This window comes from Brenneria sp. L3-3C-1, from assembly GCF_016456245.1.
Classification (GTDB): Bacteria; Pseudomonadota; Gammaproteobacteria; order Enterobacterales; family Enterobacteriaceae; genus Brenneria.
This window is the reverse complement of sequence record NZ_JAEMHF010000002.1, coordinates 112,961-139,528: the sequence shown is the minus strand read 5'-3', so window position 1 is coordinate 139,528 and position 26,568 is coordinate 112,961. Positions and strand designations below refer to the sequence as shown.

21 protein-coding genes are annotated in these 26,568 nt (G+C 54.0%); 12 read left to right on the top strand and 9 right to left on the bottom strand.

Annotated features, from left to right (window positions below; translation table 11 throughout):
- Nucleotide 1 precedes the first annotated feature (1 nt).
- On the bottom strand, nt 2–793 hold the full coding sequence (gene modE / locus JG725_RS07060) for a molybdenum-dependent transcriptional regulator (protein WP_172289881.1): 792 nt from the start codon (nt 791–793) through the stop codon (nt 2–4).
- A 197-nt stretch (nt 794–990) separates the two neighbouring features.
- Here modE and JG725_RS07055 point away from each other — a divergent pair, with 197 nt between their 5' ends.
- The 5 genes from JG725_RS07055 to glk all read left to right on the top strand — a co-directional run bounded on the left by JG725_RS07055 (nt 991) and on the right by glk (nt 4,927).
- Nucleotides 991–1,146 (top strand): AcrZ family multidrug efflux pump-associated protein, encoded by a 156-nt coding sequence (locus JG725_RS07055; RefSeq protein ID WP_199377393.1) that lies wholly within the window; start codon nt 991–993, stop codon nt 1,144–1,146.
- 148 nt (nt 1,147–1,294) lie between these two features.
- A complete protein-coding gene (gene modA / locus JG725_RS07050) occupies nt 1,295–2,068 on the top strand; it encodes a molybdate ABC transporter substrate-binding protein (protein ID WP_199377391.1) in 774 nt (257 codons plus the stop codon).
- On the top strand, nt 2,068–2,757 hold the full coding sequence (gene modB, locus JG725_RS07045) for a molybdate ABC transporter permease subunit (protein ID WP_199377389.1): 690 nt from the start codon (nt 2,068–2,070) through the stop codon (nt 2,755–2,757). The genes modA and modB overlap by 1 nt, the downstream gene beginning before the upstream one ends.
- On the top strand, nt 2,757–3,815 hold the full coding sequence (gene modC / locus JG725_RS07040) for a molybdenum ABC transporter ATP-binding protein ModC (protein ID WP_199377387.1): 1,059 nt from the start codon (nt 2,757–2,759) through the stop codon (nt 3,813–3,815). Before modB ends, modC begins: the two co-directional genes overlap by 1 nt.
- Nucleotides 3,816–3,958: 143 nt before the next feature.
- Nucleotides 3,959–4,927, top strand: a complete 969-nt coding sequence (glk, locus tag JG725_RS07035) for a glucokinase (RefSeq protein WP_199377385.1) — start codon at nt 3,959–3,961, stop codon at nt 4,925–4,927.
- Nucleotides 4,928–5,000: 73 nt separating this feature from the next.
- On the opposite strand, the gene JG725_RS07030 is transcribed toward glk, so the two are convergent.
- Nucleotides 5,001–5,822 carry a pyridoxal phosphatase gene (locus JG725_RS07030; RefSeq protein ID WP_199377383.1) on the bottom strand — a complete coding sequence of 274 codons (822 nt, stop codon included), beginning with the start codon at nt 5,820–5,822 and terminating at the stop codon, nt 5,001–5,003.
- Nucleotides 5,823–5,980: 158 nt separating this feature from the next.
- Here JG725_RS07030 and pgl point away from each other — a divergent pair, with 158 nt between their 5' ends.
- Complete coding sequence (gene pgl, locus JG725_RS07025) at nt 5,981–6,979, top strand: 6-phosphogluconolactonase (protein WP_199377381.1); 999 nt, start codon at nt 5,981–5,983, stop codon at nt 6,977–6,979.
- Between the two features lie 409 nt (nt 6,980–7,388).
- On the opposite strand, the gene JG725_RS07020 is transcribed toward pgl, so the two are convergent.
- From JG725_RS07020 to metG, 6 genes are all read right to left on the bottom strand, one after another.
- Nucleotides 7,389–8,639: an LVIVD repeat-containing protein gene (locus JG725_RS07020; RefSeq protein ID WP_172289889.1), complete on the bottom strand. Its 1,251-nt coding sequence runs from the start codon at nt 8,637–8,639 to the stop codon at nt 7,389–7,391.
- Between the two features lie 14 nt (nt 8,640–8,653).
- A complete protein-coding gene (locus JG725_RS07015) occupies nt 8,654–9,730 on the bottom strand; it encodes a sugar ABC transporter substrate-binding protein (protein ID WP_172289890.1) in 1,077 nt (358 codons plus the stop codon).
- 285 nt (nt 9,731–10,015) lie between these two features.
- Nucleotides 10,016–10,654 carry a formate dehydrogenase-N subunit gamma gene (gene fdnI, locus JG725_RS07010; RefSeq protein WP_172289891.1) on the bottom strand — a complete coding sequence of 213 codons (639 nt, stop codon included), beginning with the start codon at nt 10,652–10,654 and terminating at the stop codon, nt 10,016–10,018.
- Nucleotides 10,647–11,540 (bottom strand): formate dehydrogenase subunit beta, encoded by an 894-nt coding sequence (gene fdxH / locus JG725_RS07005; RefSeq protein WP_172289892.1) that lies wholly within the window; start codon nt 11,538–11,540, stop codon nt 10,647–10,649. Before fdxH ends, fdnI begins: the two co-directional genes overlap by 8 nt.
- Before the next feature lie 12 nt (nt 11,541–11,552).
- Complete coding sequence (gene fdnG, locus JG725_RS07000) at nt 11,553–14,600, bottom strand: formate dehydrogenase-N subunit alpha (protein WP_199377379.1); 3,048 nt, start codon at nt 14,598–14,600, stop codon at nt 11,553–11,555.
- Between the two features lie 283 nt (nt 14,601–14,883).
- A complete protein-coding gene (metG, locus tag JG725_RS06995) occupies nt 14,884–16,911 on the bottom strand; it encodes a methionine--tRNA ligase (RefSeq protein WP_172289894.1) in 2,028 nt (675 codons plus the stop codon).
- A 235-nt stretch (nt 16,912–17,146) separates the two neighbouring features.
- Here metG and apbC point away from each other — a divergent pair, with 235 nt between their 5' ends.
- From apbC to asmA, 4 genes are all read left to right on the top strand, one after another.
- The gene (gene apbC / locus JG725_RS06990; protein ID WP_172289895.1) at nt 17,147–18,256 is read left to right on the top strand and encodes an iron-sulfur cluster carrier protein ApbC; all 1,110 of its coding nucleotides are present in this window, start codon (nt 17,147–17,149) and stop codon (nt 18,254–18,256) included.
- Between the two features lie 180 nt (nt 18,257–18,436).
- Nucleotides 18,437–19,078, top strand: coding sequence for a uridine kinase (gene udk, locus JG725_RS06985; RefSeq protein WP_172289896.1), 642 nt, complete (start codon nt 18,437–18,439; stop codon nt 19,076–19,078).
- A 47-nt stretch (nt 19,079–19,125) separates the two neighbouring features.
- On the top strand, nt 19,126–19,707 hold the full coding sequence (gene dcd / locus JG725_RS06980) for a dCTP deaminase (protein WP_172289897.1): 582 nt from the start codon (nt 19,126–19,128) through the stop codon (nt 19,705–19,707).
- Between the two features lie 33 nt (nt 19,708–19,740).
- Nucleotides 19,741–21,576: an outer membrane assembly protein AsmA gene (gene asmA / locus JG725_RS06975; protein ID WP_199377377.1), complete on the top strand. Its 1,836-nt coding sequence runs from the start codon at nt 19,741–19,743 to the stop codon at nt 21,574–21,576.
- A 307-nt stretch (nt 21,577–21,883) separates the two neighbouring features.
- On the opposite strand, the gene JG725_RS06970 is transcribed toward asmA, so the two are convergent.
- A complete protein-coding gene (locus JG725_RS06970; protein WP_199377375.1) occupies nt 21,884–23,470 on the bottom strand; it encodes a TerC family protein in 1,587 nt (528 codons plus the stop codon).
- 752 nt (nt 23,471–24,222) lie between these two features.
- On the opposite strand from JG725_RS06970, the gene wecA reads away from it, so the two are divergent.
- Together wecA and JG725_RS06960 are read left to right on the top strand one after the other, a co-directional pair.
- Complete coding sequence (wecA, locus tag JG725_RS06965; protein WP_199377373.1) at nt 24,223–25,302, top strand: UDP-N-acetylglucosamine--undecaprenyl-phosphate N-acetylglucosaminephosphotransferase; 1,080 nt, start codon at nt 24,223–24,225, stop codon at nt 25,300–25,302.
- 126 nt (nt 25,303–25,428) lie between these two features.
- Nucleotides 25,429–26,565, top strand: a complete 1,137-nt coding sequence (locus JG725_RS06960) for a polysaccharide export protein (RefSeq protein ID WP_199377371.1) — start codon at nt 25,429–25,431, stop codon at nt 26,563–26,565.
- The last annotated feature ends 3 nt before the right edge of the window (nt 26,566–26,568 follow it).

Sequence of the window (26,568 nt, the reverse complement as noted above, 5' to 3'; positions counted from 1 at the left end):
TTTAGCAGAGCGTCGCGATAATGACTCTGTCGGCATTAAAATACGCGCTGACGTCCTGATCGCGCCTGAGCTGCTGTTGTGAAACAACATCATTGGGAACGGTGGCGCACAGCGTCTCCCCGCCGGCCAGTGCGATCAACACCTCGCTGTTTTCAGCGCCGGGCTGAATGCTGCTGATCCGCCCCTGAAGGCGGTTATCCGCTTTCGTTGCCGGGGAGGACGCCGCGCATACGTTCACCCAGGGCGCCTTAATCAGCACCAACACTTCCTTTCCCGATTTGAGTTGTAACCGCTCGGCGCTGTGTTGGGTTATCAATGCGCTGATGGAGGTTTTACCATCGGCGAGCAAAATATCCACATGCTGTTGCACTTGCCCATCGTCGCGTGCGAGCACGGTTCCAAAAAATTGGTTACGCGCGCTGGTTTGTAGCGAAAAACGCGCAATGGCCGCCAACAGGCTGTCCAGCGGTAAATCGTCTTCCTGCAATACATCAAAAGCCTTTTGCTGGATTTGCGCCATCAGGTCATAAAGCTGAATCAACCGTTCGCCATAGCGGGTGAGCCGGGCGCCGCCGCCGCCTTTGCCGCCGGTCATGCGCTCGACCAATGTTTGCTCAGCTAACTGATTCATTTCGTTGATGGCATCCCAGGCGCTTTTATAACTGATCCCTGCCAGCTTGGCTCCCTGACTGATTGAACCGGTATGACGGACTTGTTTCAGTAAGTCGATGCGCCGCGGGTCGGCAAACAACCGCTGCTGGAGTTTCAGGGTAAGAAGGATTTCAGCTTGCATGGCTAAGGGCCTGATGATGTTTCATTTTATCAGTCTGTATTGTCGTCATTTTTTCCATCCGGGGCAAATCGCACGAATGGCCGCCTTATTTTCTTTGATTGGGTTAAACTGTGGGGAAGTCTCTATGACTATGATAGAAACAGTTTATTGCGTTAGCCACGGGATTAACGCTGACCGTTGCGATAAGTGAGGTAAGCATGTTGGAATTATTAACGAGTCTGCTATTTGCTATAGCCATGGTGCCGGTCATGATGGCGATTATTCTGGGCGCCATTTATGGCCTGGGCGAGGTGTTTAACGTTCTTTCGAACATAGGTCATGTAGAAGATCGCACCGCTAAAAAGCAGCATTGATTGACTTTTTTACTCCCCTGATTTTGATGTCCGGCGTTCCGCCGGACATTTCCTCCCGCTTGCGCCGACCGTCCCGATAAATTGCATGACAGTCGCTGATTTTTCGTTATATGATTCATTACATAACGGTAACGGTCGGGAGACGAAGATGAAACGGCAATGGTTGAAAGGGTTTGCTGCGCTGGCGCTCAGCGTAGGGATGGCGGTTCCGGCAATGGCGGCGGAAGAAAAGGTGACGGTCTTCGCCGCCGCTTCACTGACGAATGCATTGCAAGAGATTGCCACACAGTACCAGAAAGAGAAAAACGTCATGATTGTCGCTTCCTTCGCATCATCGTCGACGCTGGCGCGCCAGATTGAGCAGGGGGCGCCTGCCGATATGTTTATTTCCGCCGATCAGCAGTGGATGAATTACGTCCAGGATAAAAATCTGATAGAAACGGATAGCCGTTATACGCTGTTAGGCAATGAACTGGTGGTGATTGCCCCCAGCACCAGCCCGCTGAAAGATCTCGCCATCAATGAAAATACCGACTGGAAAAGTCTGCTGAAAGAGGGACGATTGGCCGTGGGCGACCCGGACCATGTTCCCGCCGGTATCTATGCCAAAGAAGCGCTGCAAAACTTAAAAGCCTGGGATGCCCTTTCCCCCTTGATGGCGCGCGCGAATAGCGTCCGCGCCGCCATGGCGTTGGTTGAGCGTGAAGAAGCGCCGCTGGGTATTGTGTATGGTTCGGATGTCGTCGCCAGCGATAAGGTCAAGGTGGTCGGATTATTTCCCGCCAACAGCCATAAACCGGTGGAATATCCGATGGCGATAGTAAAAGATCGTACAAATCCGGCGGTGACCGCTTTTTACGCGCAATTGAAAACACCGGAAGCCGCGGCGATCTTTAAACGCTATGGATTCACTCCCCGTTAATGATGCTAAGTGACTATGAGTGGCAGGCCGTTGAGCTGAGCCTCAAAGTTTCTATTGTGGCTGTGATTTGCAGCCTGCCGCTGGGGATACTGATGGCGTGGGTTTTGGTGCGCTGTCGGTTCCCCGGTAAATCACTGCTTGATAGTATTATCCATCTGCCGCTGGTGTTGCCGCCGGTCGTCATTGGCTATGTGTTGCTGATTGCGATGGGGCGTCGCGGGATTATTGGCGTCTGGCTGTATGAGTGGTTTGGTTTTAGCTTCAGTTTCAGTTGGCGCGGCGCGGCGCTGGCGTCGGCGATTGTCGCTTTTCCCCTGATGGTCAGAGCGATTCGTTTGTCGCTGGAAGCGGTGGATACGCGTCTTGAACAGGCTGCCCGTACGTTAGGGGCGGCGCCCTGGCGGGTATTTTTTACCGTTACCTTACCGCTTTCCTTTCCCGGCATCGTTGTCGGCACGGTGTTGGCCTTTGCCCGCTCGTTGGGGGAATTCGGCGCCACCATCACTTTTGTTTCCAATATTCCCGGAGAGACCAGAACCATCCCGCTGGCGATGTATACGCTGATCGAAACCCCCGGCGCGGAGTCCGCCGCCGCGCGGCTGTGCATCATTGCGATTGCGCTCTCGCTGGTGTCGCTGTTACTGTCGGAATGGTTGACGCGCTGGAGCCGTAAGCGGCTGGGGGGATAATGCTACAACTCGATTTTAACCAGCAGCTTGGCGAACTGGACCTCAGCGTTAAGGCGGATTTGCCCGCCAGCGGCATTACCGCCGTTTTTGGCGTCTCCGGCGCGGGGAAAACATCGTTAATCAACGCCATTGTGGGATTGACCCAGCCCAGGTCAGGGCGCATCGTTCTCAACGATCGGGTGTTGGTGGATACCCGGCGGCGTATTTCCCTGCCGCCGGAAAAGCGTCATGTCGGCTATGTGTTTCAGGATGCCCGCCTGTTCCCGCATTATCGGGTGCGCGGCAATCTGCGCTATGGCATGGCGGCGCATATGTCGCAACAGTTTGATGATATTGTCGCGCTGTTGGGGATTGAACATTTACTGCATCGCTATCCGCTAACGTTATCGGGTGGGGAAAAGCAGCGCGTGGCGATTGGTCGCGCATTATTGACCGCGCCGGAACTGCTGCTGATGGATGAGCCGTTGGCCTCCCTCGATTTACCGCGCAAACGGGAACTGTTGCCCTATCTGGAGCGGCTGGCGAAAGAAGTGAACATTCCCATCCTGTATGTCAGCCACAGTATGGAAGAAATTCTTCGGCTGGCGGATCGTGTTTTGGTATTGGATCAGGGCAAAGTAAAGGCGCTGGGGGGGCTGGAGGAAGTCTGGGTCAGCAGTGCGTTACGCCCCTGGCTGCCGCGGGAAGAGCAAAGCAGCATATTGAACGTCCGTGTGCTTGCGCACCACGACCGTTACGCGATGACCGCGCTGTCGCTGGGCGATCGGCATCTGTGGGTGGGAAAGGTGGACGCGCCTACGGACACGCCGTTGCGTATCCGCATTAACGCCGCCGATGTATCGCTGGTGCTCGCGCCGCCCGAAGTGAGCAGTATCCGTAATATTCTCCCTGCCGATGTGGTGGAGTGCATTGAGGTTGACGACCAGGTAGAAGTTAAGCTGGTTGTCGGCAACCAGATTCTATGGGCAAGGATCTCGCCGTGGGCGCGCGACGATCTGGCCTTGCATCCGCAGCAGCAACTTTATGCGCAGGTAAAAAGCGTTTCGATAACGGCTTAACATACTGATTATTTTTTTTAAAATCCTGTCTGAAAAAATCCGCTTTGATTTCTTCCCTGAATATTGTGTGCTGTGTTGTCGCGATTTGAATAAGGTCGCGTTATCGTAACCACATTATCTTTTCAATTTGGGGAAGTAACACAATGACGCATTATGCGCTGGTTGGCGATGTGGGGGGGACAAATACCCGTTTGGCCCTGTGCGACATGACAACAGGCTCGTTATCACAGTTGGCGACGTATTCGGTGCGGCAATTTCCCAGCCTTGAGACGCTTATCCGCGACTATCTGGGCGATCAGGCCGTCACCGTCGAGGCGGCATGCCTGGCGATTGCCTGTCCGATTACCGGCGATTGGGTCGCCATGACCAATCATAGTTGGGAGTTTTCTATTGCGCAGATGAAGGCCGGGCTTGGATTGCAGCACCTTGAGGTCATCAATGACTTTACCGCAGTATCCATGGCGGTTCCGGTGCTGGAGAAAACCTCGCTTATCCAGATCGGAGGCGGGGAGCCGGTCGCCAACCAGCCCGTTGCCGTCTATGGGGCGGGAACCGGGCTTGGGGTCGCGCATTTGCTCCGGGTGGATAACCGTTGGATCAGCCTGCCGGGGGAAGGCGGACACGTAGACTTCGCCGCCGGCAGCGATGAAGAAGATCGCATATTGCAAGTCTTGCGTCGGCAGTGGGGGCATGTTTCCGCAGAGCGGTTGCTCTCCGGGCAGGGACTGGTCAATCTTTATCGCGCGTTGGTGCTGGCCGATGGGCGCGAGCCGCAAAATCTGCTGCCTCGGGCGGTGTCCGAGCGCGCGCTGGCGGCGGAGTATGATGTTGACTGCCATCGGGCGCTGTCGCTGTTTTGTTCGATGATGGGGCGGTTTGGCGGTAATTTGGCGCTCACGTTGGGAACTTTTGGCGGCGTGTATATCGCCGGTGGGATTGTGCCGCGCTTTCTGTCTTTTTTTCAGGCTTCCGGTTTTCGCGCCGCCTTTGAGGACAAAGGGCGTTTTAAAGACTACCTTGCCGATATTCCGGTTTTTCTGATTACGCATCAACAGCCGGGGTTGTTGGGCGCGGGAGCGCATTTGCGGCAAACGTTCGGCAGCGTACTCTAACCATAAGGTGCGACGTGCCGGGCAAGGCCCTGAGCGCTTTGTCCGGCGTTGAGGTGGAGCGAGGTATAAGCCGTTACGACAAGACTCGGGTGCGGATCACCTCGGCAATGCCGGGCTGTTCATGGTGGCCGATAACCAGATCGGCGCGGGCTTTGATTTCATCGGCGCTGTTGCCCATCGCCACGCCGAGTCCGGCGCCTTCAAGCATGCTGAGGTCATTGAAGTTATCCCCAAAGGCGACCACTTCTTTCATGCTAATGCCTTGTTCTTCAACCCATTGTTGCAGCAGCTTGCCTTTACTGTTGCCGGTTTGGGCGATATCGACTTGATCCTGCCACGACCATTCGCATGCCAAACCGAGCTGTTGCTCCACGACGCGGGAGAAATTGTTTAAGGTAGGGATATCGGCGTGAGAGGTGGCGAATTTCCAGATAGACAATGCGTCATCCGTTTGCAAAACCAGATCTTCAACCTGTTTGAACAGCGGACGCTGCAATTCCGGTAATGTCGAGGCCCATGCCTGAGTACGGATAACATGCCCGGTAGGATTCTGATAATACATCGCGTCGTCGGCATACATCAGGCCGTGGATATCAAACTCTTGCAGCAGGCTGAGCACGCGTTTGGCTTGATCGGCGGTCAGCGGATTGGCATGAGACGCCTGACCTGACCGATAATCATACACATAAGTCCCATTACAGCAGATGGCCGGGGTATCAAGTTGCAACGCCTGATAAAAAGGGTGAATGGCTGAGTGATGACGTCCGGTAACGATCACGATTTTTATACCTTGCTGACGTGCCAGCGCTAATGCAGTAAGTGATTCCGGCAGGATTTTTTTCTGTCGATCCAATAAGGTTCCGTCGAGATCGAGTGCAATTACGCGATAGGTCATAGTAGTCTCGCAAAGTGTCTGTAGAATAACGCTATTAACGATGATGTTACACTGGAAGTCAGGTTGCGAAAATATGAGTCGTATGACTTATCTCTGTTTTTGATAAAAAACTCTGCCTATGCTTGAGCAGTGAACGTCGCATGAATGAGGAGAATACGATGCAGCAAGTAGTTTATGTCGCCAGCCCGGAAAGTCAGCAGATCCATGTGTGGCAACTCGGCGCGCAAGGCGGACTGACATTATTACAGGTTGTTGATGTGCCCGGGCAGGTACAACCGATGGTGATTGCGCCTGATAAACGCCATCTGTATGTGGGGGTTCGCCCCGAGTTTCGCGTCATCAACTACCGCATTGACGATCGGGGTCTGCTGACGGACGCGGGCGCCGCATCCTTGCCCGGCAGCCCGACCCATCTTTCTACCGATCGGGACGGCCGTTTCCTGTTCAGCGCCTCCTATAGCGGCGCTTGCGTCAGCGTCAGCCCGATTGACGCGAATGGCATTGTTGGCGAGCCGATCCAGCAGTTGGACGGTTTGGAGGGGGGCCACTCAACCAATATCGACCCGCACAATGCGGTGATCTGGGCGCCTTGCCTGAAAGAAGATCGCATTCGTTTATACGATCTGGGGGAAACGGGCGAACTGAGCGTACATCGTCAGCCGGCCATGGCCGCCGTTGCAGGGGCGGGGCCGCGCCATATGGCATTCCACCCCAACCAACGCTTTGCCTATTGCGTCAATGAACTGAACAGTTCGGTGGACGTTTATCAGCTCGACGCGCCGAACGTCCAATTGCAGAAAGTCCAGACGTTGGACGCCATGCCCGCCGATTTTGCCGATACGCGCTGGGCGGCGGATATTCACATCACGCCCGATGGCCGTTTTCTGTATATCAGCGATCGCACCGCCAGCCTGCTGAGCATTTTCCAGGTATCCGAAGATGGCAGCACGCTGTCTCTGACCGGCCATCAGCCGACGGAAACACAGCCGCGCGGCTTCAATATCGATCATAACGGCGAGTTCCTGATTTCCGCCGGACAGAAATCGGATCATATCGAGGTGTATCGTATTAACGGGGCTGATGGCGGATTACAGCCGCTGGCGCGTTATGCGGTGGGGCAGGGGCCGATGTGGGTGAGCGTGTTGGCGCTGGATTGAGTTTCAGCGGGAGCCTGGCGTTCAGCACCTCGTGCACTGTCTATTAGTCACAAATTTACCGATAATAGTCCCTGTGAGTTCAGAGCTATTTCGTGCGCGAAAAGAAAGGTATTTTCATGCCGCGTCGAAGCACGCGCCCGACAAGGAGCGCTCAGCGCCGCAGCTCCTTGACCTCTGGCTTCCGGCTGAAATTATGCCACTGACGCGGTTCCCTCGGCGCCCATGACCGCTATTCGAGCCACCAGTGACGCGTTCCCGACGCGGCACTGGTTTTCGCAGCATCCATGCTGCTCACTCGGCGCCCAAGTTCGCCTCAGCATAATTTCTTACGCCGGGTAACGGAAAAACCGTCATGAGTCCCTGCATTTGTGTATAAGAGACAGGTGTGCAACGGGGCTGAGCGCATGACTTAACCGCGATACTCTATGATCGACAGGCCCGCGTTGTAGTCGGTGCTGTAGATAATGCCTTCGGCATCTACAAACACATCACAGGATTGAATCACCGACGGCCGGCCGGGGCGCTTGTCTATCATGCGTTGCGGCGCGGCGGGCACCAGCGCGCCGGTTTCTTTCGGCCGATAGGGGTTGCTGATATCGTAAGCCCTGACGCCGGCGTTCTGATAGGTGGCGAAAATCAGCGTTGAGCTGATAAAGCTGCCCGGGCGGTTTTCGTGCAGGTTATGCGGGCCGAAGTGCGCGCCTTTTTTCACATAATCCGTTTCGGTCGGCTGTGGAAAGGTGGCGATACTGACCGGATTGGCCGGTTCGCGAATATCAAACACCCAGATAAGCTTCTCGCCATCTTCCTGATTATCCAGCACCGCTTCATCCAGAACGATTAACAAATCACGATCGGGCAGCGGAAGCGCGGTATGTGTTCCTCCGCCGAAAGGCGGGCTCCAGTTACGATGGCTAATAAGCTGAGGCTTGTGGCGATCGCGGACGTCCAGCAGCGTTAAGCCGCCGTCGCGCCAGCTGGCGTAAGCCGTATCGCCGCTGATAATGGCGTGATGCAGCGCATATCGTTTACCTTCCGGCCAGGTCGGCTGCTCGCCGCCGGCGCTATGCATCCCCGGCAGCCAGTAGCGCCCGGCGACCTGAGGGCGTTGCGGATCGGCCAAATCGATAGTCAGAAAAATGTAATCGCTGTATCCGTCCAGTAGGGCGGAAACATAGGCCCAGCGGCCGCCGACGTACCAGATACGGTGAACGCCAATACCGTCCAGCGACAGGAAGCTGATTTCGCGCGGCTTATCCGGCGTCGAAATATCGAAAATACGCAGCCCGGCGCTCCAGCTTTTTCCCTGCTGCCGGGTGCTTATCGTCTCGGCGACGGCGCGGGTGTAGTAGACTTTTTCTTCGGCAAAGCTGGCATCGGCGAACAGATCCCGGGCATTGACGACCAGCAGCAGATCGTCGTGCGTCTGAAGGTGGATATTCCAGGTTCCCGGCGGCGCGGCGATAAACCCGGCGGGCTTCGGGTTTTTAGGATCGCACACGTCAACAATCGATACCCCCTGTGAAACCATATGCCCGATATAGGCATAACCGCGATGAACCATCACCTGTACGCCATCAGGTCGGCCTCCCTGATCGCTGTGTCCGATTAACCGCATATTGCGGCTGTATTCCGGCGTTGGCAGAGGCGTGGATGCCATAGGTTATCTCCCTGTTATTTAGCCTGTTTGGCTTCCAATGTAGCAAACCAGGGCGCAATAAAATCATCGGTTTGGCCCCAGCCGGGAATAATTTTACTCAGACCGGCAACGTTTACCGGGCCAGGCTGACTGGCTAATAGCGCCTGAGGAATGGATGCGCCGCGGAATTCATAAGTGGCGGGAGTCGGTTCGCCGGCGATTTTGTTGGCGACCAGACGCAGGTTTACTTTGCCAATCAGCTTAGGATCGACGGCCACACTCACTTTCCACGGGCTATTGGCTTCCCGCATCAGTTGCAGATCCTGATTGGAAATATCGATGCTGTAGAGTTTGATTTCAGTACGGCCGTTTTCTTTCAATGCCTTATAAGCCCCCTGACTGAACGCGTCCCACGTGCCCCAGATGGCGTCGATTTTGCCTTTCGGATATTTGGCCAGCACCGCGCCGACTTTGTTGGCGGTATCGCCCTGCACATCGGAAGAGACGGCGCCGATGGATTCCAGCTCTTTGATGCCGGGGTTGGCCTTCAGGATTTGCTGATAGGCGGCCTGACGACGCTCCATTGGCGGAAAGCCGGCGACCCACAGTTTGATGATATTGGCTTTACCGTTGAAATCTTTAACCAGTTGACCGAATGACTCATCGGTCAGGGAGGCATCATCCTGCTGGGTGACGGTAACACCCGGGATCTCGCCGTTAACGGCGGTATCAAACACCGATACCGCAATACCGCTGTCGACGATGCGTTTGATTAGCTCGGTCGAATAGGGATCGCGTCCCTGTGACAGAATGATGCCGTCGTATTTCTGGCTGATAGCCTGATTCACGAAGTCCTGAAAGCGGGCATCGTCGCCGTTGCTCAGAAAGGTGCTGACCTTAAAGCCCAGCTTTTTGCCTTCTTCGAGTACGCCGGAGATAAACTGGGTGGTGTTGTCGTCAGAACCCAGATTGCGGATAACCGCGATCCGTACCGGGCCGTCGTGCTGAGCCAGACTGGCAGGAATAGGGGCAATTGCGGTTGTCTGGCCGGCAAACGCAGGTAACGACGCGATCAGGCTTAATGCCAGCAGGGCGGGGGTGAATTTCTTCATTATCAGCTCCATGGTGTCTCAGCAATGTTGTGTGTTATACACAATTTATGGCTATCTTTATGTCTGGATGTCTATTTTAAGACGATAGCGCATCATAACTGCTAAGCGATAATGGAGGAATGGGGTAACGTTATGACTTTTGGGCGTAAGTTATAACCTTTAGTTTGCCTATTCGCCGACTCCACGTCCTGCGGCGCATTCGCGGGAACGCCCGCCTCGGCGTAATGGCTTACGCCGAGGCACGCCGAATATTTATGCCGGGCGTTGGCGGGGAGCGTAACGGGGTTATTTTTTCACCTGGGATTTTTCTTTCAGGCTGCGCGCCCAGCGGGGATGGTGCTTCTTCGCCCACTGTTCGGAAACCTTGCCCTCGATCATGCCTTTAATCGACCCTTTGACCCAGAATGCCATATACATATGGATCAGAATGGCATGGATCAGCACGATAGCCGCTGTCGCATGAATCAGAATGGCATAACGCACCACGTCAATGGGAAATAGATGCGCGAAGTACGGGCGCCACATGATGATGCCGGTAATCAGCAATACCAGCGTTAAGCCCATGATGCTCCAGAACATCATTTTCTGCCCGGGGTTATATTTGCCCACATCGGACACTTCATGCTCGTTGCCTTTCAATACCTCAACGATATGGAGAAACCAGGGCAGGTCGCCGCGTTTCGGAATATTGTGGCCGACAAAACGGATAAACATCGGGATCAGGCAGATAACAATCAATACCCCGAAAACAGGATGCATGATCCGCCCCATCTGCGGCGTGCCAAATGTTTGCGTCAGCCACTGCAAGGTGGGAAAGAACAGGGCGATACCGGACAGCGCAACCAGAAAAAAGCTGATCACCACGATCCAGTGACAGATGCGATCGATGAATTTGGTGCGCAAAATCATTTTCTGCTTACTCATGTTTGTTCTCCCCTTCATTGTCGTGCTCCATTTCTTCCGTATTGGGGCCAATGCCGACGTAGTGGAACATCAGTCCGGCAAAGGTGGCGACAAACCCGAGCGCCGACAGCGGTTTGAGAATGCCTTTCCACAGATTGACCGGGGTGGAGATTTGCGGATTATCCGGCAGATGGTGATACAGCGATGGTCTGTCGGCGTGGTGCAGCACATACATCACGTGCGTGCCGCCGACGCCTTGCGGATCGTAAAGACCGGCGTGTGAATAACCGCGTTTTTTCAGGTCGACCAGGCGTTCCTGCGCCAGGTGTTTCATCTCTTCTTTGGTGCCGAAACGGATCGCCCCGGTCGGGCAGGTTTTCACACAGGCAGGCTCCTGCCCGACGCTGACCCGGTCAACGCACAGCGTACATTTGTAAACCCGGTTATCGTCTTTATTCAGCCGTGGAATATTGAACGGGCAACCGGCGATGCAGTAGCCGCAGCCGATACAGTGTTCGGACTGAAAATCCACGATGCCGTTGGCATATTGAATCACTGCGCCGGCGGACGGACAGGCTTTCAGGCAGCCGGGATCGCTACAGTGCATACAGCCGTCTTTGCGGATCAGCCACTCCAGGCGGTCATTTTCTTCGATCTCGGAAAAACGCATCAGCGTCCAGGACTTGGCGCTGAGGTCGGCCGGGTTATCGTAAACCCCGGCATTGTGACCGACTTCATCACGAATATCGTTCCATTCAGAGCAGGCGACCTGACAGGCTTTACAGCCAATACAGGTGGTGACGTCGATAAGTTTCGCCACTTCGCTTTTATCACTACGCACCTGCGGCGGCGGCGTGAAGGCATTGGTGGCCGAACGTTTAATAATATCTTGAGATTGCATTGACATGGTTGGCTACCCTTACACCTTCTCTACATTAACCAAAAACGCTTTGTACTCAGGCGTTTGTGTATTCGCGTCGCCGACGCTGGGGGTGAGCGTGTTAGCCAGGAACCCCTTACGGGTGGCGCCCTCAAAACCCCAGTGGCACGGAATGCCAATGGTTTCCACGCTACGACCGGCGATGTGCAGCGTTTTGATGCGCTTGGTCACCACCGCTTTGGCCTTGATGTAGCCGCGCTGACAGGAGATTTTGACCTCATCGCCCGCTTTGATGCCTTTGCTGTGCGCCAGATTTTCACCGATTTCGATAAATTGCTCTGGTTGTACAATGGCATTCAGCCGTGCGTGTTTTGTCCAGTGACGGAACAGTTCGGTAATCGAGTAGGTTGTTGCAACGTAAGGGAAGTCTTTGGCTGACCCCATGGTTTTCGCATCGCGGGCAAACAGACGCGCCGCCGGGCTTGACACCACGGACGGGTGCAGCGGGTTGGTGCCGATTGGGGTTTCAATCGGTTCATAGTGTTCAGGGAACGGGCCATCCACCAGTTTATCCACGGAGAACAGCCGCGCCAGACCTTCCGGCAGCATGATAAACGGCCCGGTATCTTTACCCGGCGGAACGGCGCTGGCAAAGTCCGGCACATCAATCCCCTGCCACTTCCGGCCGTTCCATTCCAGCAGCTTGCGTTTGCTGTCCCACGGCTTGCCTTGCAGATCGGCCGAGGCGCGGTTGTACAGAATGCGGCGGTTTTGCGGCCAGGCCCATGACCAGTTTGGCGTACAGCCCAGACCGGCATCGGCGTTGTCGCGTTTGTCCATCTGATTGCCGGCTTCGGTCCAGCTACCGGCGTAAATCCAGCAGAAACTGGCGGTGGTGCCGTCATCGCGCAACTGCGAGAAGTCCGCGATTTGCTGGCCTTTTTTCAGCATCAGTTCGCCGCTGTCGTCATAGAGATCCGTCAGCGCCATGCCGTTGGCTTCGCGCGCGACTTCTTCCGGCGTCGGGTCTTGCGGATCCTGATAATTCCAGTTGATATTCATCAACGGCTCCGGAAACGCGCCGCCTTCTTCCTGATAAAGCTCCCGCAGGCGCATCAGTAATTTGCCGAGGATCTTGCTGTCGTGCAGCGCTTCTCCCGGCGGCTCGGCCGCCGCCCAGTGCCATTGCAGCCAGCGTCCCGAGTTGGCGATAGAGCCGTTTTCTTCGGCAAAGCAGGATGATGGCAGGCGAAACACTTCTGTCTGGATGGACTGCGTATCGACGTCGTTAAACTCGCCGTGGTTTTGCCAGAAGGTGGAGGTTTCCGTCGCCAGCGGGTCAATGGTCACCATGAACTTGAGTTTGGACAGCGCTTGCGTGGCTTTATTTTTGTTGGAAAAGGCGGCGACAGGATTAAAGCCCTGAACGATATAACCGTTCATTTTGCCTTCCATCATCAGTTCGGTCTGCGCCATGACGTCGTAGCTGCGATCCCACTTGGGCAACCAGTCATAGCCCCAGTTGTTTGCGGGTTGGGCATGTTCGCCGTAGAAACTCTTCATCATGCTGATAAAGAATTTTGGGGTGTTTTTCCAGAAGTTAACCTGTTCGGGCAGCAGGGCGGTCGGCGTGATTTGTCCCAGATAGGTCTTCAGGTCAACCTGTTTTTCGGACGGCAACGGCATATAGCCGGGCAGGTTGGTGGTCAGCAAACCGAGGTCGGTATACCCCTGAATATTGGAGTGGCCGCGCAGGGCGTTAATACCGCCGCCCGCCATGCCGATGTTGCCCAGCAGCAGTTGGATAATCGCCGCCGCGCGGATAATCTGGGCGCCGTTGGTGTGGTGCGTCCAGCCCAGCGCGTACATGAAAGTGGCGGTTTTGTCGGGGACGCAGGTTTCCGCCAGCGTACGGCAGATTTCCGCATAATCTTTCGCGGAGGTGCCGCACAGGGAGGTCACCATCTCCGGGGTATAGCGTTCCACGTGTTTCTTCAGCAGATTCCACACGCAGCGCGGATGCGACAGGGTGACGTCGCGTTTGGCGAAGCCGGATGCATCCAGTTCATACTGCCAACTGGATTTATCATATTGGCGGGTTTGCTCATCGTAACCGCTGAACAGCCCCTCATCGAAACTGAAATCGTCGCGCACGATCAGGCTGGCGCTGGTGTAAGAGACGACGTACTCGCGGTGAATCTTATCGTGGGTGATGAGGTAGTTGACGATACCGAGCAGAAACGCGGCGTCTGAGCCGGCGCGGATCGGCGCGTACAGATCCGCCACGGCGGCCGAGCGGTTAAAGCGCGGGTCAACGACGATCAGTTTCGCATCGTTATGGGTTTTGGCTTCCACAGCCCATTTAAAACCGACGGGGTGGGCTTCCGCCGGGTTGCCGCCCATGACGATCACCACGTTGGCGTTTTTGATATCGACCCAGTTGTTGGTCATGGCTCCGCGACCAAAGGTCGGCGCCAGCGCGGCGACGGTAGGGCCGTGACACAGGCGCGCCTGACAGTCGATGGCGACCATACCCAGCGCACGGGTAAATTTCTGGTCGAGAACGCCGGTTTCATTACTAGCGGCGGAGGAGCACAGCATTCCGGTCGTCAGCCAGCGGTTGACGGTGGCGCCGTGGGCGTTGGTGCGTTCAAAGTTGGCGTCGCGGTCGGCCTTCATCAGCCGGGCAATGCGGTCGATGGCCTCATCCCAACTGATGCGCTGCCATTTGTCGGCGCCCGGCGCGCGATATTCCGGGTATTGCAGGCGGTTTTCACTGTGAATATAGTCCACTAGACCGGCGCCTTTGGGACATAGCGAACCGCGGCTGACCGGATGGTCGGCATCGCCTTCAATATGGAAAATAGAGGGTTTGGCGTTTTTTGCCCCGTCGCCCAGGCTGTACATGAGAATGCCGCAGCCAACGGAACAATAAGTGCAGTTGTTGCGCGTTTCTTTGGCTCGTAACAGCTTGTATTGACGTACTGATGCCATTGCTTCCGTTGGTGTGAAACCCAATACCGCGAGCGTGGTGCCGGCCATCCCTCCCGCGCAAACTTTAAAGAAACCTCTTCGATTCAGTTGCATTAGTTTCCCTGTTTTATTATGTGTCGTTTTTATTGCAGGCAATTTATCAACACACAATTTGTGGGTTTTGCGCGAAATCAAAATTTAACTATTTAAAGTCGTTGATTACTTATTCGTGGGAATGGTTTATGTGATTTGAATCACATTTATTGGGGTGGCGAGTTAAATATGTGTTTAATTTGGGATATGGCGTGTAACGGAATGATGAACAAAAATCAGCGCGGCGAAATGAGGAAAAGTGGGGAAAATAACAGGCCGAACAGATGTTCGGCCTGAGTGGGGATTATTTGACCTGCATACCCGGTTGAGCGCCGCTATCCGGGCTGAGCAGGAAAATATCTTTCCCGCCCGGGCCGGCGGCCATCACCATGCCCTCCGATACGCCAAAACGCATTTTGCGCGGCGCAAGATTGGCGACCATTACCGTCAGACGGCCTTCCAGTACGGACGGTTCGGGATAAGCCGTGCGGATACCGGAGAACACCTGACGGGTTTCGCCGCCCAGATCCAGCGTTAAGCGCAGCAGCTTGTCGGAACCGTCAACCAACTCAGCCTGTTTGATCAGGGCGATGCGCATATCCACCTTATCAAAATCGTCAAACTTGATGGTTTCCTGAATCGGGTTGTCCGCCAACGGGCCGGTCACGACTTTTGCCGTCGCCATATCCTCTTTGGACGCATCCACCATGGCGTTAACCTTATCCAGATCGATACGGTTGAAAAGGGCTTTAAAGGTGTTCACCTGATGATTAAGCAACGGCGTGGTGATTTCATCCCACTTCAGTTCCTGATTCAGGAACGCTTCCGCACGCTCCGCCAGCGCCGGCAGCACCGGCTTCAGATAGGTCATCAATACCCGGAACAGATTGATGCCCATGGAACAGATCGCCTGAAGATCGGCATCGCGGCCTTCTGCTTTTGCCACCACCCACGGCGCCTGCTCGTCCACATAACGGTTTGCCAGATCGGCCAGCGCCATGATTTCACGGATTGCCTTGCCGGATTCGCGGCTGGCGTAGGATTCGGCGATAGTTTCCGCGGCATCGGTAAAGGTGCGGTACAGCGCGGCGTCAGCCAGCTTATCCGCTAGCTTGCCGTCAAAACGCTTGCTGATAAACCCGGCGTTGCGCGAGGCCAGATTCACCAGTTTGTTGACGATATCCGCGTTCACACGCTGAACGAAATCTTCCAGATTGAGGTCGATATCGTCAATGCGCGAAGAGAGCTTCGCCGCGTAGTAATAGCGCAGGCAGTCGGCATCCAGATGTTGCAGATAGGTATCGGCCTTGATGAACGTGCCGCGTGACTTGGACATCTTGGCGCCGTTGACCGTTACATAACCGTGCACAAACAGGTTGGTGGGCTTACGGAAACCGCTGCCTTCCAGCATGGCCGGCCAGAACAGGCTGTGGAAATAGACGATGTCTTTGCCGATGAAATGATACAGATCGGCGCTGGAGTCTTTGCGCCAGAACTCGTCGAAATCCATATCGCCGCGTTTGTCGCACAGGTTTTTGAATGAACCCATGTAGCCGATGGGCGCGTCCAGCCAGACGTAGAAATATTTGCCCGGCGCGTCAGGCACTTCGAAACCGAAGTAGGGCGCATCGCGGGAGATATCCCACTGTTGCAGGCCGGCGTCAAACCACTCCTGCATTTTGTTGGCGACCTGTTCCTGTAGCGCGCCGGATCGCGTCCAGGCGTGCAGCATGTCGCTGAAAGCCGGCAAATCAAAGAAGAAATGCTCTGATTCGCGCATCACCGGCGTGGCGCCGGATACCGCGGATTTCGGGTCGATCAATTCAGTCGGACTGTAGGTCGCGCCGCAAACTTCGCAGTTATCGCCGTACTGATCGGCGGCTTTACATTTTGGACAGGTGCCTTTCACGAAACGGTCGGGCAGAAACATGCCTTTTTCCGGATCGTAAAGCTGAGAAATAGTGCGGTTTTTAATAAAACCGTTCTCTTTCAGCCGACGGTAAATCAGACCGGACAACTCGCGGTTCTCTTCACTGTGGGTCGAGTGATAGTTGTCATAGCTGATGTTGAAACCGGCGAAATCTTGTTGATGTTCCTGACTCATCGCCGCAATCATCTGCTCTGGCGCGATTCCCATCTGCTGAGCTTTCAGCATGATCGGCGTGCCGTGGGCATCGTCCGCACAGATAAAATAAACCTGGTTGCCGCGCATTCGCTGGTAACGAACCCAGATATCCGCCTGAATGTGTTCAAGCATATGACCGAGGTGGATCGAACCATTAGCGTAAGGCAGCGCGCACGTTACCAATATTTTCTTTGCGACTTGAGTCATGAGGAACTTGCTTTCTTTTGTGATAGAGGGAAACCGATGTTAACCGATAGCGGCTTGCGGCGTAAACCGCTGCCGCGTCTAAACCTGTCGCTATAGGGAAGTCTGACCGGCCCGAACGGATGATTCAGTACCTCCGTCAGGGTTTTTTACGCCCGATCGCGCAAGTCGCGCTGTGCTTCTGGTATGCTATAACCGTTTTTTATCGGTTAAATAATGAGAATTTCAAGGAGCCGGAATGAACCCTAACTTCCCCGAACAGCGTCCGGAAGCGCTGCGCGCCATGGTTACCGGGGTACTGTCGACGTTTCAGCACCCGACGTTGAAAAATAATCTGACGACGCTGAATGCGCTGCACCACTGCGCGCTGCTGGATGATGTGCTGCATATTGAATTGACGATGCCGTTTGCCTGGCTGAGCGGTCTGGAAGCGTTGAAAGAGACGGTGAGTGATGAGCTGCTGCGCCTGTCAGGCGCCAACGCGGTAGAGTGGCGTTTGACGCATAATATCGCCACGCTGCGCCGGGTGAACGATCAGGCCGGCGTGAAAGGCGTGAAGAACATTATCGCGGTCAGCTCCGGCAAAGGCGGCGTCGGCAAGTCCAGCACCGCGGTGAATATGGCGCTGGCGCTGGCGGCGGAAGGAGCCAATGTCGGTATTCTGGATGCCGATATTTACGGGCCGTCGATTCCGACCATGCTGGGGGCGGCGAGCGAACGTCCGACCTCGCCGGACGGCCAGCATATGGCGCCGATTATGGCGCACGGACTGGCGACCAATTCGATTGGCTATCTGGTTACCGATGATAACGCCATGGTGTGGCGCGGGCCGATGGCCAGCAAAGCGCTGCTGCAACTGTTGCAAGACACCCTGTGGCCGGATCTGGATTATCTGGTGCTGGACATGCCGCCGGGAACCGGGGATATCCAACTGACGCTGGCGCAAAGTATTCCGGTCACCGGCGCGGTGGTGGTGACCACGCCGCAGGATATCGCGTTGATGGATGCCATGAAAGGGATCGCCATGTTTGAGAAAGTCAGCGTGCCGGTTCTGGGCATCGTTGAAAACATGAGCGTGCATATTTGCAGCCACTGCGGTCATCTGGAACCCATTTTCGGGACTGGCGGCGCGCAAAAACTGGCGGAAAAATACCACTGCGCGCTATTGGGGCAACTGCCGCTGCATATCTCTTTGCGTGAAGATCTGGATCGCGGGGAACCGACGGTGGTCAGCCATCCTGAGAGCGAATTTACCTCATTATACCGTGAACTGGCCGGCCAGGTCGCCGCACAGCTTTACTGGCAGGGCGAGGTTATTCCGACGGAGATCGCTTTTCGCGCGGTGTAAGCCGTTGCCTGCCGCTACGAAACAGGTATGCAGTAGCGGCATTATCCACCCGAGTTGCGCTGTTTACGTCGACGTCGGCCTAAAGGCTGGCGTGAACAGCGCTAACTCCCTATAATTGCCGCGTCACAGCACCGTTGGTGTATCCCTCTCTTTATTTATGTTAATCAGGTCGTTAATACCATGACTGATCAGTCTCATCAGTGTGTCATTATCGGGATAGCGGGTGCGTCTGCTTCCGGTAAAAGTCTTATTTCCAGCACGTTGTACCGTGAATTGCGTGACCAGGTGGGTGACGAACATATTGGTGTGATACCCGAAGACAGCTACTACAAAGATCAAAGCCACCTGACGATGGAAGAGCGGGTCAAGACAAACTACGACCACCCGAACGCGATGGACCACAGCCTGCTGCTGATGCATCTGCAAATGTTAAAAGCCGGTCAGGCGATAGAACTTCCCTTGTACAGCTATGTTGAACATACCCGTATGCAGGAAACCGTGCACCTTGAGCCGAAGAAGGTGATTATTCTGGAAGGCATTCTGCTGCTGACGGAAGCCCGTCTGCGTGACGAGATGAACTTTTCCATTTTTGTCGATACGCCGCTGGATATCTGCCTGATGCGCCGCATGCGCCGGGATGTCAACGAACGGGGCCGTTCAATGGATTCGGTGATGGAGCAGTATCAAAAAACGGTGCGTCCCATGTTCCTGCAATTCATCGAGCCGTCAAAACAATACGCCGATATTATCGTGCCGCGCGGCGGGAAAAACCGCATTGCGATTGATATTCTGAAAGCCAAGATAAGCCAGTTCTTTGAGTAATCTTTTGGGGTTTTGTTACCTAATACCGATGTCGAGTGGAGAAGAAGATGAGACTGTGTGATCGTGATATCGAGGCCTGGCTGGATGATGGCCGGTTGTCAATTACGCCCCGCCCGCCAACAGAAAGAATTAATGGCGCGACCGTTGATGTCCGTTTGGGCAATCAGTTCCGGGTATTCCGCGGGCATACGGCGGCCTTTATTGATTTAAGCGGTCCGAAAGATGAAGTCAGCGCGGCGTTGGATCGCGTAATGAGCGATGAAATCAATCTGCCGGAAGGCGAAGCCTTCTTTCTGCATCCGGGGGAATTGGCGCTGGCGGTCACGCTGGAGTCGGTGACTTTGCCGGATAACCTGGTCGGCTGGCTCGACGGGCGTTCTTCGCTGGCGCGTTTAGGGCTGATGGTTCACGTCACCGCGCACCGCATCGATCCAGGTTGGCAAGGAAGAATTGTGCTGGAGTTCTATAATTCAGGTAAGTTGCCGCTGGCGCTACGTCCCGGCATGATGATTGGCGCGCTGAGTTTTGAGCCGCTATCGGGGCCGGCGGCGCGTCCCTACAACCGTCGTCAGGATGCCAAATATAGGGATCAGCAGGGCGCGGTGGCGAGCCGGATCGACAAAGACTGACTATGGCTTAAGGCGAATGACAATGAGGATGGCATGAAACGATTTCTGACAACGCTGGCAATTCTGCTTGTTGTGCTGGTGGCAGGAATGACGGCGCTGGTAGTGCTGGTGAATCCCAATGACTTTCGCGCTTATATGGTTAGGCAAGTCGAGGAGCGTAGCGGTTATCAGCTACGGCTGGATGGCGACTTGCGCTGGCATGTCTGGCCGCAGTTGAGCATTCTGTCCGGCGGTATGTCGTTAAGCGCGCCGGGTTCGACGGCGCCGGTGGTTAGCGCGGAAAATATGCGGCTTGATGTACAGCTCCTGCCGCTGTTGTCCCACCGGCTGGCGGTCAAGCAGGTGATGCTGAAAGGCGCGGTGATCCAACTGACGCCGGAAAGCGAAGCGAAAAAGCCCAGCAATGCGCCCATTGCCCCGTCAGGTTCGCCCGCGCCCGCCGAAGAACAAGGCTGGCGACTAGATATCGATAAACTCAGGATCGCCGACAGTCTGTTGATTCTGCAACGTAATGACCATGAACAACTAAACGTCCGCGATATCAATTTATTGATGGAACGGCATGATAACCGCCAGGTGAGTATTACTCTCGCCAGCCGGGTTAATCGCGATCAGCGGGATGTGGCTTTTTCTCTGTCCGCGGATATGGATATGCAGCACTTCCCACAGCAGGTTAATGCGACTATCAGCAAGCTGGACTACCAAATTCAAGGTGCGGGTATTCCCGAAGGCGGGATTAGCGGCAGCGGCAGTTTACAAGCCGGCTATCAGCGACAGCCTGAAAAAATCACCGTCGACCAACTGGCGCTGAGCGCCAATGAAAGTCAACTGACGGGCAGCGGCAGCGCGACGTTTGGGGATATTCCCGAGTATGTGGCGGATTTGAAATCTGACAAGCTTGATTTGGATTCACTGCTTGGTATCACACTTGCCGCCGATCGCGGCGCCTCTGCCGGTCAGATTAAAGCGGGAAAACCGGTAATCTCTGCTGAAGAAGCGCTGCCAAATAAGGGGGCGGGCGACCTGCAAGGATTTACCGCTCGACTGTCATTGCAAGCCGACTCGCTGATTTACCGTGGCCTTGATGTCAGTCAGTTCACTCTTCAGGCAACCAATCAGCAGGGGCTATTGGATATCGCCACGCTGAGTGGAAAATTGGGAGCGGGACATTTTTCTCTGCCTGGCAAGATGGATATCACCGCATCTCCCGTCATCACTATTCAGCCGGAACTGGATAATATCGATATCGCACCGCTGACGGCGGCATTTGCCTTGCCGGAAAGCCTGAGCGGTAAGCTCTCCATGCGCGGCGAGTTCGGCGGCGATTCCTTTACTCTGCCGGCCTTGATGCAGCAGTGGCGGGGGAGCGCGGCGCTGCAAGCCAGCAATCTGCGTTTCCACGGATTGAACATTCAGCAGATGGTGCAGATGGCCGTCGTGCGCAGTAGCAACAGTGTGCGAGGTCAGGAACGCTACGAACGTTATACCGAGGTGCGGCAGTTGACGGCAAACGTGCAGTTGAACGCAGGCAAATTGAAGATAAATGAACTGAGCGGCAGCTCTGAATTTCTGGCATTGACCGGGGCCGGGCAGATTAACCTTCTGGCGAGAACCTGCGATACCAACCTGAACGTGCGGGTTACCGCTGGCTGGCAGGGCGATGAGCAGTTGATTGAGGTATTGCGGGATACGGCGATTCCGTTACGGCTGTACGGTTCGTGGGACAAGCTGAATTATCAGTTGCAGGTGGATCAACTGCTGCGTAAGCGTCTGCAAAACGAACTGAAAAAACGGCTGAATGACTGGGCCGACGAAAATCAGCAAAGTCAGAAAGGTAAGGATCTGAAACAATTACTCGATCGGCTGTAAGCATAGGTTTTACGATTGATGCGCTTCTTTCGCTAACTGCGCCACGTCGTCGTGGGTAAGGCCGGTAATTTGCCGTACACTGGTTTTTGATGCCTTTTTCTATCCCTAGTTCCATCCCTTTCTTAAAACCAATCTGTTCCAACTGTTGCGCGATGGTCATGATTTTCTCATCGGGGATAACGCTGAGATTTTTAAGACAGATTGAGAAATGGAGGTTTTCAATCCACTGATGACAAACCTGTCGGGAGAAATGATTCAGGCCTGCGCCGCCAACGTAGAGGAAATGGGAACGATGGCGGCTATATCATCAGACCTCGAAATCAGATTGCGGCCCGCCGCTCGGGGTGATCAGCACCTTCACAATACGATGGCTTTCTACGGAGAGAATGGTGAACTGGTAGCCATCAATAGACAGGGTGTCGCCGGCCTGCGGGATACGCTGAGAATGCTCCATCAATAATCCCGCCAGCGTGTAGTATTCACGCTTCTCATCCAGCGTGAGCGGGATGTACATGGTCAGATCTTCCAGGGGCATATAACCATTCGCCGTCCAACTGCCGTCCTCATTCTGTTGAATATCATGGCGGGCATCCAGTTCTTCCCCGGCCAATGGCAGGTTGCCGGCAATGGTTTCCATCACATCGCTGAGTGTGACAATGCCCTCCACCGAACCAAACTCATCAACGACAAACGCAAAGTGGGTTCGTGCTTCCCTGAATTGATCAAGGGCCAGCAACAGCGAAAGCTGTTCAGGAAAAACCAGTGGCTGGCGGACCAGAATACGCAGATCAAAAGGTTCATGATTTAGCTGTTGCTGCAACAGGTCTGTGACGTTCACTATCCCCAGCAGCTCATCTGAAGTGTTACTGTCGATTAGGACCAGACGGGTGTGCTGATTGGTTTTTAATATCTGCGCCAGTTGGTCCTGAGAAGTATTCAACTCCACCGGGTCAATGTCATGGCGGGACGTCATAATGCTGCTGATGGTTCGCTGCGCCATGCCAAGCACGCGCTCTATCATACGGCGCTCCTGCCGGTTGAACACCTCTTGGCCGGTATGCGCATTATCCGCAATCATGGCTGACGTTTGGTTGTCCAACTCCGCTTCATCATGATCTCCCCGCAGAATACGCAGAACGACCTCAGCGGTACGTTGACGCAAGGGAACGGAAGAGGAAAGAAAACGGCGACGGTTAAACTGCGATACCTGATTCAACAACTCAATGAGTACCGAGAAACCAATCGCGGCATAGAGGTAGCCTTTGGGAATATGGTAGCCGAATGCATCCGCGACCAGGCTGAAACCGATCATCAGCAAAAAGCTCAGACACAAGATGACGATGGTCGGATGTGCGCTGACAAAGCGGGTCAACGGTTTGCTGGCTAACAGCATCAGGAAGATGGCAATCGTCACCGCAGACATCATCACTAGCAAGTGGTCGGTCATACCGACGGCGGTAATAACTGAATCGAGCGAGAAAATAGCATCCAGTACGACGATTTGCGCCACGACAGGCCAGAAACGCGCGCCTTTACGCTGTGCCTGCTGCTGCTGATCCTTGCCTTCCAGCCGTTCGTTGAGTTCTACCGTGGCCTTAAACAGCAGGAACACGCCGCCAACCAGCATAATGACATCACGGGCGCTGAATGCATGCCCAAGGAGCGTGAAGAGTGGGGTGGTCAGAGAAACCAGCCAGGAAATCGACGATAACAAAATCAGCCGCATTACCAGTGCCAGCAACAGGCCAACGACTCTGGCCTTATCTCTTTGTTCTTTGGGTAATTTTTCGGCAAGAATGGCAATAAATACGAGATTGTCAATTCCCAGCACCAGTTCCAGTACGACGAGTGTGGCCAGACCGGCCCATATCGTTGGATCTGCGATCCACTCCATACTTTTTATTTCACCTTTATTTGCATATGACGTCTGTTAGCGTATCAGGGCAAACACCGATGAACCAGAATTTGTGAGGATTTGTTGTCGGTTTTTCGGTGATGAAAACTGTTGTGCTCAAGTTGTACTCGTATCACTTAATTTCAACAGGAGAACAGGACATAAGCGCGATCTGAGCCGTGATGTTAACCAGTGGCTATAAAACTGATTAAAAATAACGCGTATTTATACATTTTTTAGCCTTATGGCTTTGCCCCAGCGCGTAATGTTTGAAGTGTTGTCAAACGGTGCATAGAATGTGTCTGAATGGTAACCATGATTTTACGGCTGTACATGCTGTTATCTTTAATAAAACTTTCACCAAAACCTACTGATTTCATCCTTTAAGTTAGTGTTTTGTTCTAATGGAGGCAGCACAGTTATGGATACGCGTAGTCTTATTCTGAAAAACTCTGCTTAAAACATCTTATCCTTGTGCTCTGCAATTACTCGTCAATACTATGAGGGTACAAAATTCGGTTTTTGTAATGAGTGTCACCTTATTTTAATAAAACATAATTGTTAAAATTTTGTTAATTATAATTCAGCTTTGGATAAGCATCGCGATGTCGCGTAATTGGCGTGATTTACGCATCCAAAGCCTCAGCCAGCAGGATGGCGTTCCGTACTTTTACAGCGCATTGGTTGCTATAAGCCAAGGGCGGTAGCGTGTCTGATGCTACATATTCATAACGGTTGATGATGGTGCAAAAATGCAAGAATTCACGGTTATTCTTATCAGCGCATTCGTTGCGCTGTTCTTGGCGAGAAAAGTGGCGGTAAAAGTAGGGTTGGTGGACAAACCCAATGTACGTAAAAAACACCACGGGCATATTCCGCTGGTCGGCGGGGTTTCAATTTATCTGGCGCTGTGGGTGTTGTATGTGCTTCATTCTGAATGGCTACCTGATTTTTCCCTTTATATGGTCTGCGCCAGCGCGCTGTTGATCATTGGCGTACTGGACGATCGTTTTGACCTGCCGGTGCTTCCTCGTATCGGCTTACAGGCGCTGGTCGCCGGCGTGATGATGTATGCCGGGTTGTATCTTGTCTCGCTGGGAAACATTCTTTTTGGTTACGAGTTATTTTTAGGCGTTATAGGCTATGGTGTGACGCTGTTTGCCGTATGGGGAGCCATTAATGCCTTTAATATGGTGGATGGGATCGATGGCCTGCTGGGAGCGCTTTCCTGCGTGACGTTCGGTGCGCTGGCGGTGGTATTTTATCTCGGCGAACATCACGAATTGGCGCGCTGGAGCGTATGCTTGCTGGCAGCCACGCTGCCTTATATTCTGCTTAATCTGGGCATTCCATTGGGCGCGAAATTTAAGGTATTTATGGGAGATGCGGGCAGCACGCTGATTGGTTTTACGGTAATCTGGCTATTGATACTGGCGACTCAGGGCGAAGATGCGGTAATGCGGCCGGTTACGGCATTATGGCTTATCGCCATCCCTTTGATGGATATGGTCACCATTATGGTGCGCCGTATTCGCAAAGGTGATAGCCCGTTCAAACCAGACCGTGAACATTTGCATCATATCTTGATGCGCGGCGGGTTAACGCCGCGGCAGGCTCTGGTCGTTATCGTTGCCGCCGCACTTTTATTTGCCGCAATCGGTGTCATTGGCGAGCGCAATGGCGCAACTGAGTTTATGATGTTAAGCGCATTTCTGGTGGCGTTTGTCGGTTATTTCTGGTCAATTACACGTATATGGCGGGTACTGACTTGGGTACGGCGTATCAACCACGGTCAGAGTGCGGTAACACGTCGTTCAGAGCAACATCGTTAAGATGGTGAATTACTCGCCTTTTATATGTCTGACGGCGGGTTTTATTTGAATAAATCTTCTCTATAATAATTGGCTGTTTTGTAGGGACTTGCGCAAATTTCAATTAAAAGCGATGGCATACACAGGATGATAAAGCACAGGTTAAAATTGATACCGCTGATGGTATCCGCAGTGCTGCTGAGTGGTTGCACCATTATTCCCGGCACGCACCTTTCCACCAGTGGGAAAGAGGTTGTAAAGCAGCAGGATGCTGATTTTGATATTAATAAATTGGTCAATGTTTATCCGCTAACGCCTTCTTTAGTGGATAAAATGCGCCTCAAGCCACTGGTGGCGCAGACCAATCCACAGCTGGATCAAGAGTTACAGCGCTATGAATACCGTATCGGTATTGGTGATGTGATCATGGTGACGGTGTGGGATCACCCTGAGTTAACCACCCCGGCAGGGACATACCGAGCAGCTGCCGATACCGGCAACTGGGTACACTCCGACGGCACGATTTTCTACCCCTATATCGGCAAGGTAAGAGTAGCCGGTAAGACAGTGACTGAGGTGCGTGACGAGATTATGGGCCGCCTGGCGACGTATATCGAATCCCCTCAGGTTGACGTCAGTATTGCCGCATTCCGCTCGCAAAAAGCCTATGTGACCGGAGAAGTGACTACCTCAGGCCAGCAGGCCATTACCAACGTGCCGTTGACGGTGCTGGACGCCATTAATAAAGCCGGCGGGTTAACGGAGAATGCCGACTGGCGTAATATTATCCTGACCCATAATGGCAAAGAGCAACGTATCTCCCTCCAGGCGCTGATGCAAAATGGCGACCTGTCGCAAAACCGTCTGCTGTATCCCGGCGATATCCTCTATATTCCCCGCAACGACGATCTGAAAGTCTTTGTGATGGGCGAAGTCAGTAAGCAGAGTACGCTGAAAATGGATCGCAGCGGTATGACGCTGACCGAAGCGTTGGGTAATGCCGAGGGGATATCGCAGTCCGTTGCTGATGCAACCGGGGTATTTGTGATCCGCTCCTTACGCGGCACCGAGGGTAAAAAACTGGCGAATATTTATCAGTTAAATACAGCAGACGCTACCGCCCTGGTGATGGGGACTGAATTCCAGCTACAACCGTATGACATTGTTTATGTCACTACAGCGCCGCTGGTGCGTTGGAATCGTGTAATCAGTCAGATTGTCCCGACTATTTCTGGCTTTAATGAACTGACCGAAGGTACTTTGCGTATCCGTAGCTGGCCATAGAGA